Annotated in this window: 15 protein-coding genes; 4 read left to right on the top strand and 11 right to left on the bottom strand. The window is 64.3% G+C overall.

The genetic code is table 11. The features are described from left to right. Positions 1-4: 4 nt before the first annotated feature. Positions 5-904, bottom strand: coding sequence for a LysR substrate-binding domain-containing protein (locus NFX52_RS14805; RefSeq protein ID WP_055397251.1), 900 nt, complete (start codon positions 902-904; stop codon positions 5-7). Positions 905-1,017: 113 nt separating this feature from the next. Between NFX52_RS14805 and NFX52_RS14800 the strand changes: the two genes are divergently transcribed. Further along, the gene (locus NFX52_RS14800) at positions 1,018-1,722 is read left to right on the top strand and encodes an SDR family oxidoreductase (protein ID WP_055397249.1); all 705 of its coding nucleotides are present in this window, start codon (positions 1,018-1,020) and stop codon (positions 1,720-1,722) included. A gap of 69 nt (positions 1,723-1,791) precedes the next feature. On the opposite strand, the gene NFX52_RS14795 is transcribed toward NFX52_RS14800, so the two are convergent. Further along, a complete protein-coding gene (locus NFX52_RS14795) occupies positions 1,792-3,135 on the bottom strand; it encodes a D-amino acid dehydrogenase (RefSeq protein ID WP_055397247.1) in 1,344 nt (447 codons plus the stop codon). Positions 3,136-3,311: 176 nt separating this feature from the next. On the opposite strand from NFX52_RS14795, the gene NFX52_RS14790 reads away from it, so the two are divergent. Both NFX52_RS14790 and NFX52_RS14785 read left to right on the top strand, forming a co-directional pair. Next, positions 3,312-4,232 (top strand): LysR family transcriptional regulator ArgP, encoded by a 921-nt coding sequence (locus NFX52_RS14790; protein ID WP_055397292.1) that lies wholly within the window; start codon positions 3,312-3,314, stop codon positions 4,230-4,232. Between the two features lie 84 nt (positions 4,233-4,316). Next, positions 4,317-4,931, top strand: a complete 615-nt coding sequence (locus NFX52_RS14785; protein WP_055397245.1) for a TetR/AcrR family transcriptional regulator — start codon at positions 4,317-4,319, stop codon at positions 4,929-4,931. Between the two features lie 97 nt (positions 4,932-5,028). Here NFX52_RS14785 and NFX52_RS14780 read toward each other — a convergent pair whose 3' ends face one another. From NFX52_RS14780 to NFX52_RS14760, 5 genes are all read right to left on the bottom strand, one after another. Beyond that, positions 5,029-5,967, bottom strand: a complete 939-nt coding sequence (locus NFX52_RS14780; protein WP_055397243.1) for a fasciclin domain-containing protein — start codon at positions 5,965-5,967, stop codon at positions 5,029-5,031. 57 nt (positions 5,968-6,024) lie between these two features. Next, positions 6,025-6,480 carry a fasciclin domain-containing protein gene (locus NFX52_RS14775; protein WP_055397241.1) on the bottom strand — a complete coding sequence of 152 codons (456 nt, stop codon included), beginning with the start codon at positions 6,478-6,480 and terminating at the stop codon, positions 6,025-6,027. A 179-nt stretch (positions 6,481-6,659) separates the two neighbouring features. Continuing rightward, the gene (locus NFX52_RS14770) at positions 6,660-7,082 is read right to left on the bottom strand and encodes a universal stress protein (RefSeq protein ID WP_055397239.1); all 423 of its coding nucleotides are present in this window, start codon (positions 7,080-7,082) and stop codon (positions 6,660-6,662) included. Between the two features lie 110 nt (positions 7,083-7,192). Then, entirely contained in the window at positions 7,193-8,038 is an 846-nt protein-coding gene (locus NFX52_RS14765; RefSeq protein WP_207402014.1) for a metallophosphoesterase, read from the bottom strand. A gap of 34 nt (positions 8,039-8,072) precedes the next feature. After that, positions 8,073-9,032, bottom strand: coding sequence for a LysR family transcriptional regulator (locus tag NFX52_RS14760; RefSeq protein WP_055397236.1), 960 nt, complete (start codon positions 9,030-9,032; stop codon positions 8,073-8,075). A gap of 126 nt (positions 9,033-9,158) precedes the next feature. On the opposite strand from NFX52_RS14760, the gene NFX52_RS14755 reads away from it, so the two are divergent. Further along, positions 9,159-9,599 carry a hypothetical protein gene (locus tag NFX52_RS14755; RefSeq protein WP_055397233.1) on the top strand — a complete coding sequence of 147 codons (441 nt, stop codon included), beginning with the start codon at positions 9,159-9,161 and terminating at the stop codon, positions 9,597-9,599. Between the two features lie 184 nt (positions 9,600-9,783). Here NFX52_RS14755 and NFX52_RS14750 read toward each other — a convergent pair whose 3' ends face one another. From NFX52_RS14750 to NFX52_RS14735, 4 genes are all read right to left on the bottom strand, one after another. Next, on the bottom strand, positions 9,784-11,655 hold the full coding sequence (locus tag NFX52_RS14750) for a phosphoenolpyruvate carboxykinase (GTP) (RefSeq protein WP_055397231.1): 1,872 nt from the start codon (positions 11,653-11,655) through the stop codon (positions 9,784-9,786). Between the two features lie 293 nt (positions 11,656-11,948). Beyond that, positions 11,949-12,659 (bottom strand): 7-cyano-7-deazaguanine synthase QueC, encoded by a 711-nt coding sequence (queC, locus tag NFX52_RS14745; RefSeq protein ID WP_055397229.1) that lies wholly within the window; start codon positions 12,657-12,659, stop codon positions 11,949-11,951. A 96-nt stretch (positions 12,660-12,755) separates the two neighbouring features. Then, the gene (locus NFX52_RS14740) at positions 12,756-12,902 is read right to left on the bottom strand and encodes a hypothetical protein (protein ID WP_176887814.1); all 147 of its coding nucleotides are present in this window, start codon (positions 12,900-12,902) and stop codon (positions 12,756-12,758) included. Positions 12,903-12,978: 76 nt separating this feature from the next. Then, positions 12,979-14,178, bottom strand: a complete 1,200-nt coding sequence (locus NFX52_RS14735) for a threonine ammonia-lyase (RefSeq protein ID WP_055397227.1) — start codon at positions 14,176-14,178, stop codon at positions 12,979-12,981. Positions 14,179-14,533 lie beyond the last annotated feature (355 nt).

The following is a 14,533-nucleotide window of genomic DNA, read 5'->3' as shown; positions in this document are numbered from 1 at the left end:
CGGTTTATGCGCCGGCCTGGCTTCGCAGCCAAGCTCTCACCCCCGCAACGACCTCCGGTGCGCGTTGCTTGCGCGGAGCCACCAGGTAGTAGCCGGCGCCCGTGTGTGCTTCTTCCTCAAACACCTTGGCCAGCCGACCGGTGGACAGGTCCTGCGCCACAAAATCTTTCTGCACCAGCGCGAGCCCCTGGCCGGTCAGGGCCGCGTCGATCGCGAGTGTCGTCTGGTTGAACCAGATGGCCTGCGGTGTGGGATCTGAAGCCCCGGGAGCGGGCGGCGTGTGCTGCGCAAGGTAGTCGGCCCATGGAGACTGGGAGTCGTGCAGCAGCACGTAGCGGCCGATGTCACCCGCGGTGCCGGGTGGCCCCGAGCGGCGCAGCAACAGCGGGCTGCCCACCGCCACCAGGCACTCTTCGAACAGGAGATCGGCCGTGAGCCCCGGGCCGAATGGGGGGCGGCCGTACCGCACCGCCAGGTCCACCGCCTCGGTCTGAAAGTGCGACAGGTGCTCGGTCGCCAGGATCCGCAGATCAACCCCAGGGTGAAGGCGCGTGTAGTCCGCCAGCCGTGGGATGAGCCACTTGGTGGCGAAGGTCGGGGTGACGCTGACCGTCACATGCAGGGGCTCGGGCCGCAGGCCCTGTGTGGCATCCGCCAGCATCTCGAATGCACGCCGCACCCCGGTGGCGTAGCGCTGGCCGTTGTGGGTCAACACGAGGGTGCGCGGGTGCCGCTCGAACAGCTTGAGGCCCAGCGCCGCCTCCAGCGCACGAATCTGCTGCGCCACGGCGCCCTGGGTCACGCCCAGCTCCAGCCCGGCCAGCCGAAAGTTGAGATGGCGGCTGGCGGCCTCGAACGCTCGCAGCGCATTGAGAGAGGGCATGGGGCCCAACGGGGAGGTCATGGGTGTAGATTTTCTACTGGATTGAAGCACAGCGGCTGCTCCGTCCGGTCGTCCAAAACACAAAGGATACGAAACAATTGCCAGATGCCGGTGTGCGGCATCCAAGGACGATCATGGCAGTAGAAAAAGTAGTGCTCATCACCGCGGGCGGCACCGGCATTGCCGCTGCCACCGCCCGCCGGTTGGCAGAGGATGGTTTTCAGGTCGGCATTCTTTCGTCGTCGGGCAAAGGCGAGGCCTTGGCCCAGGAGCTCGGAGGCGTTGGCGTCACGGGGTCCAGCCAGTGCCTGGCGGATCTGGGCCGCCTGGTGGACCTGGCGCAAGCCCGCTGGGGCCGGGTCGATGTGCTCATCAACAGCACCGGCCATGAACCGCGCGCGCCTTTGTTGTCTTTGGCGGATGAGCGGTGGCTGCAGGGGACGGACACCTATCTGCAGAGCGTGATCCGACCCACGCGGCTGGTGGCCCCCTTGATGCAGGCGCAGCGTGGTGGCGTGATCGTGAATCTGTCGTCAGCCTGGGCGGTGGACCCGAGCGCGCTGTTTCCGACATCGGCGCTGGTGCGCGCCGGGCTGGCTTCGTTCACGAGGATCTTTGTAGACAGCTATTCGCAGCACAACATCCGCATGAACAACGTGTTGCCGGGATGGATCGACACCTTGCCCGTGTGGGAAGAGCGCCGCGCCGCAGTGCCGCTGCAGCGGTATGGGCAGGCCGCCGAAGTGGCCGCGACCATCGCGTTCCTGGCCTCGGAAGGCGCGGGCTACATCAACGGGCAGAACCTGCGGGTGGACGGCGGCCTCGCGCTGGCCACCTGAGTGCCCGCGCGCTATGAGCGGGTTGGTGTGATGGACCCACCCCAACCCGGGCAGGCTGTGTGGGTGCTCTCAGGCGGCCAGCGCCGTGGCCGATGCGCGCCGTGCAGAGCCGTGGTGGCCCAGGAAGCCGAAGTTCATCGCGGGCTGTTCGCCGCTGATCAGCTCGGCCAGCGCCTTGCCCGAACCTGCACCGTGTGTCCAGCCCAGCGTGCCGTGGCCCGCGTTCACCCAGAGCTTGCCCACGCGGGTCTGCCCGATGAACGGGATGTTGGTGGGGGTGGCCGGGCGCAGGCCAGTCCAGTACTGCGGGTCGCCGCCTTGTTCGGGCGTGCGGGTGTCGCACACGCCGGGCAGGATGGCCTCGATGCGGCGCGAGAGCATGTGGCAGCGTGCGCGCGCCAGGGAGCTGTCGAGCGTCAGGTCCCAGCCATTGAGTTCGATGGTGCCCGCCACGCGCAGGTAGTTGCCCAGGCGGCTCATGGCGATCTTCTTGCCGTCGTCGATGGTGGAGACCATGGGCGCGCCCTCGGGCTTGAGCAGCGGGAACGTGGCGCTGTAGCCCTTGCCCGGGTAGATCGGCAGGTCCACGCCCACGCTGCGCAGCAGCGGCGCGCTGTAGGAACCGCAGGCGACGACGACGGCGTCGGCCTTCAATATGAAGTCCTTTTTGCCGCCAGCGCTTGTCTGTTTTGGCATGACAGCTACTGAATCAATAGCATTGCCGATTTTATTCAGGCGCAGCACATCGTGGCCGTAGAGGAACTGCGCGCCGCGTGCCATGCAGCGGCGGGCCAGCTCCTGGGTGAACACGCGGGCGTCGCCGCTTTCGTCGGTGCTGGTGTAGGTGCCGCCGGTGATCTTGTCGCCGTAGGCCTTGAACGCGGGCTCAATCTTGAGCAACTCATCGCGGCTGACCAGGCGGCGCTGCACGCCGTGCTTGCGCATGAGCTCCACCGCGTGGCCGGCGGCGTCAAAGGATTTCTGGTCGGTGTAGAAGTGGGCAATGCCGCGTTCGAGCCGGTTGTATTCGATGCCCGTGGTGCTGACCAGGTCCTTGAGCGCGGCATGGCTGTAGGCGCCCAGCGCCACGATCTGCTGCACATTGCGCTCGAACGCGGCGTCGTTGCACTGCGCCAGAAACTGCAGGCCCCAGCGCCATTGCTGCCAGTCCATCTGTGGGCGAAACAGCAGCGGGGCTTCCTTGTCGAACATCCACTTGAGCGCCTTGAGCGGCGCCTCGCGGTTGGCCCAGGGCTCGCAGTAGCTCACCGAGATCTGTGCTGCATTGGCAAAACTGGTTTCGAGCGCAGCATCGGGCTGGCGGTCGATCACGATGACTTCGTGACCGCGTTCCAGCAGGTGCCACGCCGTGCTGATGCCGATGATGCCGGCGCCGAGAACAATGGTTTTCATATGCGGTATGCCTTGTGAGCCTGTACGTGCCACACGCCCCAGTGCGGGACACGATGGGGCGCAGTGTGCGCGACATTGCATTCAACTAAAAGCAAAATTAAACTTACTCCAAAAACATCAGTGCACCTAATGAACGGTGCGGTAGAGACAACCCTCTTTTGTTCGAGCCCGAGACCATGAGCACCTACGATCCCGCCGCCCTGGAATGCCTTGCCGCCATCGTTGAAGAGGGCGGCTTCGAGCGCGCTGCGCAGCGCCTGAACGTCACACAGTCGGCCGTCTCACAGCGCCTGCGCGCCCTGGAGGCGCAGGTGGGCTCGGTGCTCATCGTGCGCAGCCGACCCCTGCGGCCGACCTCGGCGGGGCAGCTGCTGCTCAAACACACTAAGCAGATGCGCCTGCTGCGCGCGGACCTGGAGCGCGACCTGCACGAGCTGGCGCCCAGCGCCCCGGGCGGCACGCGCGAGGACGAGCGCATCTCGATTGCCATCAACGCCGACAGCATCGCCACCTGGGCGATGGGCGCGCTGCACGAGCTGGTGCGCCAGCGCCTGCCGCTGGAAATCATCGTGGACGACCAGGATTTCACGCAGGAATGGCTGCGCTCTGGCCAGGTGCTGGGCTGCGTGACTACGCTCAAGCAGGCACTGCGTGGGTGCAAGATGGTGCCGCTGGGCGCCATGCACTATGTGGCCGTAGCGTCGGCCAGCTATGCGGAGCAGTACCTGCCCCAGGGGCTCACGCCGCACAACTTTCGCGAGGTGTCGTTCCTGTCGTTCAACCGCAAGGACGACATGGCCGCCGAGTTTGTGGCGCGTGCATTCGGGCTCAAGCGCGTGGCACTCAATCACCTGTTCGTGCCGGGTTCCGAGGCACAGATGCGCGCCGTGGCCGCAGGCTGGGCCGTGGGTGTGATGCCCGAGCTGATGGCGCGCGAGGCGCTGGCGGACGGCAGCATGGTGAATCTGGCACCGGGCCGCTCCCTGCCCATCCAGCTGTACTGGCACTGCTGGAACCTGGAGTCGGCCGTGCTGGACGCCCTGACGGCGGCCCTGACCGCCACCGCCGCGCGGACGCTGGAGGCGCCTGCGGCATGATTCCTGCAGGGTAAAACGTGAACGACGTAGTTGTATTGCAACTTAGTCATTTATTTTTTTACTGCAATGTATAAAATACAAGCCATGCAAACGCCGCAACCCAAAGTTTCGTTCAAAGAGCAGATGCACCAGGCGCGCGAGGATGCCATCCTCCAGTCCACCTGCCAGCTCCTGGGCGAAAAGGCCTTCGATGCCATGACCATGGACGACGTGGCCAATGCCGTGGGCATTGCCAAAGCCAGTCTGTACAAGCACTTCTGCAGCAAGGAAGAGCTGTGCAGCGCCGCCATGGTGCAGATTCTGGGCCGTGTGCAGGCCTACCTGGCAGATCTGCCCACTGAAATGCCTCCGCTTGAAAAGCTCCATGCGCTGGTGCGCTGGTCGCTGGAGCGGCTGCTGAGCAACGAAATGCCGCTGCTGCCCAGCCGCAACTCCACGCTGCGCGCGGTGCTGATGGCCAACAAGGACTACCTCAACGGCCTCGTGGCCGTGAGCGACCAGATTGGTGAATGGATCACCCAGGCCCAGGCACAGGGCGTGATCAGCCCCACCTTGCCGCCGCTGGTGGTGCTCTACACGTTGTATGCGCGCGCCTGCGACCCGGTGGTGAGTTTTCTCAAGGAAGGCGGCCAGTATTCCGATGCGGAAATCGTGGATCTGGTGGTGCGCACCTGTTTCGATGGGCTGGCAGCGCGGTAGTCGCGTCTCCTTTCCAGCGTTTCGTACGCACCCAAAAAAGAAAGCCCGGCATGCCGGGCTTTCTTGCGTGGGGCTTACGGGGCTCACAGCCACCGGCTTACTTGGGCAGGATCACCTTGTCCACGACATGGATCACACCGTTGCTGGTGAACACGTCGGCCATGGTGATGTTGCTGGTGCGCAGGTTCTGGTCTGTGATCACGAGGCTTGCGTTCACCGTGAAGGTTTGTCCCTGGACGGTGGCAATGGCGGTATTGATAGGGACCTCGGCCTTGAGCACGCGCGCGGGTACCACGTGGTAGGTAAGCACCGTGGTCAGCAGCGCAGTGTCCGCCAGCAGGGCTTCCTTGGTCACCCCCAGCTCGGCCAGCAGCGCTGCAAAGGCGGCGTTGGTCGGCGCAAACACCGTGAACGGGCCGGCTCCCTGCAAGGTGGTGGCCAAGCCGGCCGCCACCACGGCTTCCACCAGGATGCTGAAGTCCGGCAGCGCCGAGGCGGTGGCGACGATGTCCTTGTTGGCTGGCAGCAGCACGCGGTCCACCAGATGCACTACGCCGTTGCTGGCCTGGATGTCCGTGGCCGTGATGGTGGAAACTCGGTTGCGACCATCGGTGATCTTCAGGCCGTTGGCCGACTCGATCTTGAAGAAGCCGCCTGACACGGGCGTGATGGCCTTGCCCAGGGGGACGTCTGCACGCGGGACCCTGCTGCCGAGCACGTGGTAGGTCAGTACCGCTGTCAGCAGGGGCTTGTCGGCCAGCAGGGCCTCCTTGGTCACGCCCAGCTCGCTGAGCAACGCTGCAAAGGCTGCGTTGGTCGGGGCGAAAACCGTGAGCATGCCGGTGCTCAGGGTGGGCGCCAGACCGGCGGCCACCACAGCTTCGACGAGGATGCTGAGGTCCGGGTTGTTCTGGGCGACTTCGACGATGTTGCGCTGGGGCTCATCGTCGCCGCCGCCACAGGCCTGCAACAAGGTGGTGCTGGCGCCCACGGCGGCGGCCAGCAAGACGGTACGGCGGTTGAATACGGTGTTCATGGGGCTTCTCCTCGCTAGTGGATGGTGGTGGAAGGGACGTGCGGTTAGTCCGCAGGCTTACTTGGGCATCAGAACGGTGTCGATGGCGTGGATCACGCCATTGCTGGCAGCCACATCGGTCGCGATGACCTTGGACTGGTCCACCATCACGCCCATGCTGGTGGACACGGTGATCTCCTGGCCCTGCACGGACTTGACCTTTCCGGCCTTGACGTCCTTGGCCATCACCTTGCCGGGGACCACGTGGTAGGTCAGCACCTTGGTCAGTGCGGCCTTGTCGGCCAGCAGGCCGTCCAGGGTGGCCTTGGGGATCTTGGCGAAAGCCTCGTCGGTGGGCGCAAACACCGTGAAGGGGCCGGGGCCCTTGAGGGTGTCCACCAGGCCCGCAGCCTGCACGGCCGCCACCAGGGTCTTGAAATTACCCGCCTTCACGGCGGTATCGACGATGTCCTGGGCCATCACGGTGAAGGTGGCGCCTGCGGTCAGGGCCAATGCGATCAGGGTTTTTTTCATGGGTCGTTCCTCGGTTTCGATGGAAATGACACGCCAGGATGGGCGCAGCGAGAATGTATAACCAATTGGTCGTTAAGTAAACCAATAAGTTATGTTGTAACCGATCGGTTTCATTTGGGCAAAAAAAAGCCCTGCCGGAGCAGGGCTTTGGTGGTGGGCCGGGCTGTTTGTTGTTCGGCTTAGCGAACGATCAGCAACGGCACCTTGCAATGGGCCAGCACCTGTGTGGTAACCGAGCCCATGACCAGGGTGGCCAAGGCTCCATGGCCGTGGGAGCCCATCACCAGCAGGTCGAACTTGCCGCTGTCAGCCACCTTGGCGATGTTCTCACCCACGGCGCCCACCTTGACGACACGCTTGGCGTCCACACCATGGCGCGCCAGGAATTTGCAAACGGGCGACAGGATTTTTTCTGCCTCTTCGGCATGGTAGCTGTCCACCACTTCCTTGCCCAGAGCGGCGCGCGCGCGTGTCGGCAGCGGGGCCTGCACGGTGAGCGCGGTGTACTGGTGGTTGCCACCGAGCAGCTCCTCGTGGGTAGCCAGATAGGCCAGCATTTTTTTGGTGTAGGCGCTGCCATCGACAGCAAGCAGGATGTTCATGGTGTTCTCCGAATAAGGTTGGGTCAGACTACCGTGCGCGGACTTCTGTTGTCTTGACCTGGGTCATGTTTTTCTTCTGCGCTGCGGGGCGGCAGAGCCCCGTCTCGTGATCATACGGGGATGCAGCATTGCGCCTTGAAAGCCGCCTGTTCGCCTTTGCGCGCATAGCCCAGGGGATTGGCCACCACGCGGCACTGCCAGGGGGTGCCGTCGCCGTGAAAACCTTGCACCGTGTAGTCGCTCGGGGCGTGCAGATGGCCGTGCAGCCACAGCTGCGCGTGGGGCAACAAGCTGTCCAGGGCGTTGCAGAACCCCGCAGTGCCGGGCACCAGTCCGTAGCGTGGATCGGCACTGCGCAGGCTAGGTGCAAAGTGGGTGACGGCCACCGTGGGGCCTTCAAAATGCACCGCAAGTGCTTGCGCCAGCCACTGCTGGCAGACCAGTGCGTGGTCGCGCATGGCTTCGGCCAGAAAAGGCTCTGCGTGGCGGGTGCCGCCCGTCTTGCGCAGGTAGAAGTTCGCTGCACGAAAGGCCTTGTCGCGCAGTTTCAGCCGCCTGCCAAGGTCGGTGCTGCCTTCATGGTCTGCGAGTGCATCGAAATCGCTCCAGAGTGTGGTGCCCACAAAGCGCACACCTTGAAGCTCGACGGTCTCGCGCTCCAGCCAGGTGATTCCCAGGCGGTCACAGGTGCGGCGCAGCCGCTCGTGGGCAGCGTCGAAATCCTGTGCATCGTATTCGTGGTTGCCGGGCACAAAAAGCACGGGGGTGGGCCAGCCTGCACCCCCGGGCAATGGTGAAAACCGGGCCAGGCCAAAGTCTTCGTCGCCCAGTTGCGAGCCTTCCTGGTAGGAACCCACGTCGCCAGCAAGCACCAGCACATCGGCGCCGGGAGCCGGTTCGGGGACGAAGTGGGGATGCGCCTCAAGGTGCAGATCGGACAAAAGCTGGATATTCATGCTGAGCGCAGTCTACGGGTTCAGGCTGGGCGCCTCACTCCTCGGGGAAAGTCCGGCGCGCTGAGCGCGCCAGGGCGTGCAGCAGCCAGGTCATCGCGGCCTGCTGAGGTCCACGCCGGCGCCAGAGTGCGTCCACATGCACGGGCGGCACGTCCAGCGGCAGGGCCCGCTGCACCAGCGCATCGGCAATACCGGTCACGGGAACAAAGTGGCGGGGCAGCACCGTCAACAGATCCGAGCCCGAGACTACCCGGCCGGCGGTGAAGAACTGGTTGACCGTGATCACCACCTTGCGCTCGCGGCCCAGGGATGCCAGGGCCTCGTCGATGAAGCCAAAGGGGCGCCCTGAGAAGCTCACGAGCATGTGGCGTGCGGCGCAATAGGTGTCCAGCGTCAGGGGTGCATCGGCCAGAGGGTGGCCTTGCCGCATCACGCACACGTATTCGCCGTCGTACAGGCGGCGGCTCTCAAAGGCCACTGCGCCCCCGGATTGCGCGCGGGCGGTCAGGTCTGCCAGCACCGCAGGGAAATAGCCCACCGCCATGTCGGCCGCCTCTTCGTCCAGCAGGCGGCGGGGGTCGCGCGTGGTCAGGGGCAATACCCGGATCGAAATGCCGGGAGCCTCCCTCTCGATGATTTCGACCAGGGCCGGTACCAGGGTGGCGGCCGTGGCATCGGCCATGGCCAGCACAAAGGTGGATTCGGCCGTAGCGGGCTCAAAGTGTCCCGGCGCCAGGGATTCCTGCAGGTGGGCCAGGGCCTCGCGCACAGGGGGCCACAGGGCCAGCGCACGCGCAGTGGGCTCCACGCCCTGGCCGCTGCGCACCACCAACTCATCCCCCAGCACATCGCGCAGGCGTCGCATGGCGTTGCTCACGGCAGGCTGGGTGACGGACAGCTTGTGCGCTGCGCGTGTGAGGCTGCGCTCGGCCATGACCTCGTCGAAAACACGCAGCAGGTTCAGGTCCAAGGAGCGGAAGTTCAAGGGTGTCATGGTCAATTCATCATCAATATGAATATCAATGATTCAAAATATAAACTTGAACATGCAAAGGGTAAACCCTAATATCACCCCATCGCCCGGCAATCTCGCCACAAGCGTTAGAAAAGGGAAACCGAAATGACCAGCTTTGCACACGTTGAGTACCCCACCGAACACCCCGGCGTTGTCCGCGCCGAAAATGCCGCTGCCGCCCTCAAGAGCGTAGCCGCCAACTTTGATGGCGCCCGTGGCGCTGCCACCCTTCTGCTCGCGGCCGTGGTATCGGCCTTGCTGGTAGTGGCCAACCAGGTCATCGACACCTGGAGCGAAGGCCACCTGCTCGCGGCGTGGATGGTGCTGTGGCTGGTCGCCTTTGCGGCCCTGGCTTTGCTGACCGCCCCCGCACGCCGTGCCGGTGCTGCCCTGCGTGTGGCCGCCCTCGGCTGGGCCGAAGCCCGCCGCCGCGCTGCGGACGACGAGCGTACTTGGCAAGTTGCTGTGAAGGACCCCCGCATCATGGCCGAACTGAACCACGCCATGGGCATTGCCACTGTGGAAGACATCCGCAAGTACTACTGAGAAGAGGATGCACGGTCCGCCGTGCAGTGATCGGATTTTTTGAAGCCGTGGCGAGTGTTCGCCACGGCTTTTTTCATGGCCGCGGGACAGATCGCGCTGATCCAGTATCCGCATCCATAAGCGCAAAAAAAACCGCCCCTCCTTTTCAGAAGGGGCGGTTGTCAGGACTGAGAAGATCCGGGAATCAGCTTGCCAGGCGCTTTTCGAGCGCAGCCTTGGTAGCGAGCAAAGCCGGGGGCAGGTGGTAAGCCAACTGCTCAAAGTGGGCATCGTGCAGCTTGAACTCATCGGCCCAGGCGGCCTTGTCGATGCTGGTCACGGCAGCAAACTGCTGGGCATTGAAATCCAGCCCCGTCCAGTTGATTTCGGCGTACTGCGGAGCCACACCGAACATGGTTTCCTGGCCTTGGGCCTGGCCTTCAATGCGGTCGATCATCCACTTGAGCACGCGCATGTTGTCGCCATAACCCGGCCAGACGAACTTGCCGGCTTCGTCCTTGCGGAACCAGTTTACGCAGAACACCTTGGGCAGCGCCTTGCCGGTGGCGGCGATTTGGCCTTCCATGTTCAGCCAGTGCTGGAAGTAGTCGCTCATGTTGTAGCCGCAGAACGGCAGCATGGCGAAGGGGTCGCGGCGCACCACGCCTTGGGCGCCGAAGGCGGCAGCGGTGGTTTCAGAGCCCATGGTGGCAGCCATGTACACGCCTTCCGTCCAGGTGCGGGCTTCGGTCACCAGCGGCACGGTGGTGGAGCGGCGGCCGCCGAAGATGAAGGCATCAATTGGCACGCCATTGGCATCGTCCCACTGGGGGTCGAGCGCAGGGTTGTTGGTGGCAGCCACCGTGAAGCGCGAGTTGGGGTGGGCGGCCTTGGCGCCGGTTTCCTTGGCGATCTGGGGCGTCCAGTCCTTGCCTTGCCAGTCGATCAGATGGTCCGGCAGCTTGCCGGTGTCCTTTTCCATGCCTTCCCACCACACGTCACCGTCGTCCGTCAGGGCCACGTTGGTGAAGATCACGTCCTTGTCCAGGCTGCGCATGCAGTTGGGGTTGGTGTGCATGTTGGTGCCGGGGGCCACGCCAAAGTAACCCGCCTCGGGGTTGATGGCGTACATCTTGCCGTCGGCATGGGGCTTGATCCAGGCGATATCGTCACCGATGGTGGTGACCTTCCAGCCGGCAAAGCCCGCCTCGGGCGGCACCAGCATCGAGAAGTTGGTCTTGCCGCAGGCGCTGGGGAAGGCCGCTGCCACGTGGTATTTCTTGCCTTGGGGGTTGGTCACGCCCAGGATGAGCATGTGTTCGGCCAACCAGCCCTGGTCACGGCCCATCGTGGACGCGATGCGCAGGGCCAGGCACTTCTTGCCCAGCAGCGCGTTGCCGCCGTAGCCCGAGCCGTAGGACCAGATTTCGCGCGTTTCTGGGTAGTGGACGATGTACTTGACCTTGGGGTTGCAAGGCCAGCTCGTCGTGTCCTTCTCGCCGTCGGCCAGGGGGGCGCCCACCGTGTGCATGCAGGGAACGAACTCGCCTTCCACGCCCAGCACGTCGTACGCGGCCTTGCCCATGCGGGTCATCAGGCGCTGGTTCACGGCCACATAGGCGCTGTCGGTGAGTTCCACGCCGATGTGGGCGATGTGGCTGCCCAGCGGGCCCATGCTGAAGGGCACCACGTACATGGTGCGGCCCTTCATGCAGCCGTCAAACAGGGGCTGAAGCGTGGCGCGCATTTCGGCGGGAGCCATCCAGTTGTTGGTGGGGCCAGCGTCTTCCTTGGTGGCCGAGCAGATGTAGGTGCGGTCTTCCACGCGGGCCACGTCCGATGGATCGGACCAGGCCAGGAAGCTGCCGGGGCGCTTGGCGGGGTTGAGCTTCTTGAAGGTGCCGGCATCGACCAGCTGCTGGCACAGGCGGTCGTACTCTTCCTTGGAGCCATCGCACCAGTAAATGGTGTCGGGTTTGCACAGGGCGGCCATGTCGGCCACCCAGGCAAGCAGCCGGGCGTTTTTGACGTAAGCGGGGGCGTTGAGGTTCAGGCCCTGCATCGTGGGTGCGTTCATCGGGGAGCTTCCTAAGTTGAAAAAACGTTTTTCAAAGGAAGCGGACCGGGCGGGTCACGGCGAGGCCTGGCGCAGTTGCGGTGCTGAGCGCTGCCTTTGAAAAAACGGCTTTCGTGCTCAGTCGGCGGGCGGGAGCGTGTGTCAGCCCCACGGGTGGAGGCTAGTTCCACGGATTCCGCGGGTCGGCTGGGATGTCAATTTTATGAACCTGCCGCCCTTTTGTCTGTCAGACAGGGGCCAAAACCATGCAAAAAAAACATGAGGTTATGCATGGATTTGTCCGCTCCCTCGCATCAAAGGCTGGCCGAACCGCCCTTCCACCGTTCGTAGCCGCTCCTGCGCAGTGCGCAGGCGGGGCACGTGCCACAGCCGTATCCCCAGACATGCAGCGTGTCGCGCACACCGTGGTAGCAGGTGTGCGAGTCGTTCACGATCAGATCGACCAGTGCTTGCCCACCGAGGGTCCGGGCCAGTTCCCAGGTCTCGGCCTTGTCCAGCCACATCAGCGGTGTGTCGAAGGTGAAACGCTGGCCCATGCCCAGTGACACCGCCACCTGCAGCGCCTTGAGCGTGTCGTCGCGGCAATCGGGGTAGCCCGAAAAATCGGTCTCGCACATGCCGCCCACCAGGGTGTGCAGGCCCCGCCGGTAGCCCACGGCAGCCGCCAGCTGGAAGAACAGCAGGTTGCGCCCCGGCACAAAGGTGTTGGGCAGGCCGGCAGCGGTCATCTGGATTTCGGTGTCGCTGGTCAGCGCTGTGTCACTGATGTGGCCCAGCACCGCCAGGTCGAGCATGTGGTCGTCCCCCAGCTTGGCCGCCCAGTGCGGGAACTGCGCACGCAGCGATGACAGCACCGTCTGCCGTGCCTGCAGCTCGATGTGGTGGCGCTGGCCGTAGTCAAAGCCGATGGTTTCCACGTGGGCAAAGTTCTCCAGCGCCCAGGCCAAGCAGGTCGTGGAGTCCTGACCGCCGGAAAATAAAACGAGTGCGTGTCCGGGTCTCATGCGGTTCTCCAGGTCAGACGGGGATAAGGGGGGTGGTGCGGGACGAAAAAAAGCCCCGCTGTGCGGGGCTTCGGGTGACATGCCAGCGCAGGGCAATCAGGCCATTGTCACGGCAATGAATGCCAGCAAGAACATCATGATGCCGCCAACCACGGGCAGCACCACGGGCATGAGCGGCACCACGTTTTCAACGGCGTCTGCCGAGTGCGTTTCAGGGGCGTGCGAGGTGTTGTGGTCAGACATGGTGGGCTCCAGATGCTTAAAACTTGCGCAATTCTAGCTGCGACTGTCCCTTCAGGGCGCAAAACCCTGCTGTCCCTCAGATCAGATCGGCCTGCATGCCCGCCGTGCGCAACTGCGTCAGCACCTCATCCACATGGGTCTTGCCCCGGGTTTGCAGCACCAGTTCGATCTCCACGTTCTGCGCGGCCAGCATGGTGAAGGCGCGCTGGTGGTGCACCTCCTCAATGTTGGCGCCCGCGTCGGCCACGGTGGCGGTAATGCGCGCCAGCACGCCGGGCACATCGCGCGCGCTGACCTTGATGCGCGCCAGGCGCCCCGAGCGCACCATGCCGCGCTCGATGATCGCAGCCAGCAGCAGCGGGTCGATGTTGCCGCCACACAGCACCAGGCCTACGCGCTTGCCCTTGAAGCGCTCGGGGTAGCGCACCAGCGCAGCCAGGCCCGCAGCACCAGCGCCCTCGACCAGGGTCTTTTCGATCTCCAGCAGCATCAGCACTGCCTGCTCGATGTCACCCTCGTCCACCAGTACCAGGTCGTCCACCAGGCGCTTCACGATCTCCTGTGTGATCTTGCCTGGCGTGCCCACGGCAATGCCTTCGGCGATGGTGGATGTGCCCTGTGGATGGCTTGTTCCTTTGACGGCGTTCACCATGGCGGGGAACCGCATGGTCTGCACACCGATGATCTCGATGCCGGGCTTGAGTGCCTTGGCCGCCGTGGCCACGCCCGAGATCAGCCCGCCGCCGCCCACGGCGATCACCAGCGTGTCCAGGTCGGGTACGGCCTGCAGCATCTCCAGGCCCAGCGTGCCCTGGCCGGCGGCCACGCCCTCATCGTCATACGGGTGCACAAAGGTCAAGCCCTGCGCATCGGCCAGCGCGTAGGCGTGGGCGCGAGCTTCTTCCAGCGTGTCGCCATGCAGCACCACCTCGGCACCAAAACCGCGCGTGCGCTCCACTTTCACGCCGGGGGTAAAACGCGGCATCACGATCACGGCGCGCAGGCCCAGTCGCTGCGCGTGGTAGGCCACGCCCTGCGCATGGTTGCCCGCACTCATGGCCACCACGCCGCGTGCGCGCTCAGCGTCCGTCAGCAGCGTGAGCCGGTTGCAGGCGCCGCGTTCCTTGAACGAGGCGGTGAATTGCAGGTTCTCGAACTTGAGAAACACCTGCGCGCCCACGATTTGCGAAAGCGTTTTGGATTCAACGCAGGGAGTGTCCAGCACGTGGCCTTGTAGGCGGGTGGCGGCATCACGTATGTCTTGAAGGGTCAGCATGGGCCGATTGTGGCGCAGCGGCGTTCGCAGGGGGCCGACGATGTGTGATTTGGCATCAAATACGCCGCTAGCGCTTATCTGGAAAGCGCTAAAAGCTATCATTTTTGAAGTTGCTCGGAGCGGCTCACAAAACTCAGCTCAGCGCCCTGGCCAGGCCTTTCGTCGCAGGCAGCATCAGCGGTACGACAAGACGGAACAACGGCGCCAGGGGAGTTTGTGAATCGCTCCTATTTGATGCCCAGCCTGCGCGCCAGCTTGTGCAGGTTGCTCGCGTCCACCTCCAGCGCACGCGCGGCCTGGGCCCAGTTGCCCTGGTGAAGTGCCAGGGCCTGCGTGATGGCGAGCCGCTGGCAGG

Origin of the sequence: Acidovorax facilis (genome assembly GCF_023913775.1) — a bacterium.
GTDB lineage: Bacteria > Pseudomonadota > Gammaproteobacteria > Burkholderiales > Burkholderiaceae_C > Acidovorax > Acidovorax facilis.
Note: the sequence above shows the minus strand (reverse complement) of the source record. Positions and strands in the feature narration are given on the sequence as shown.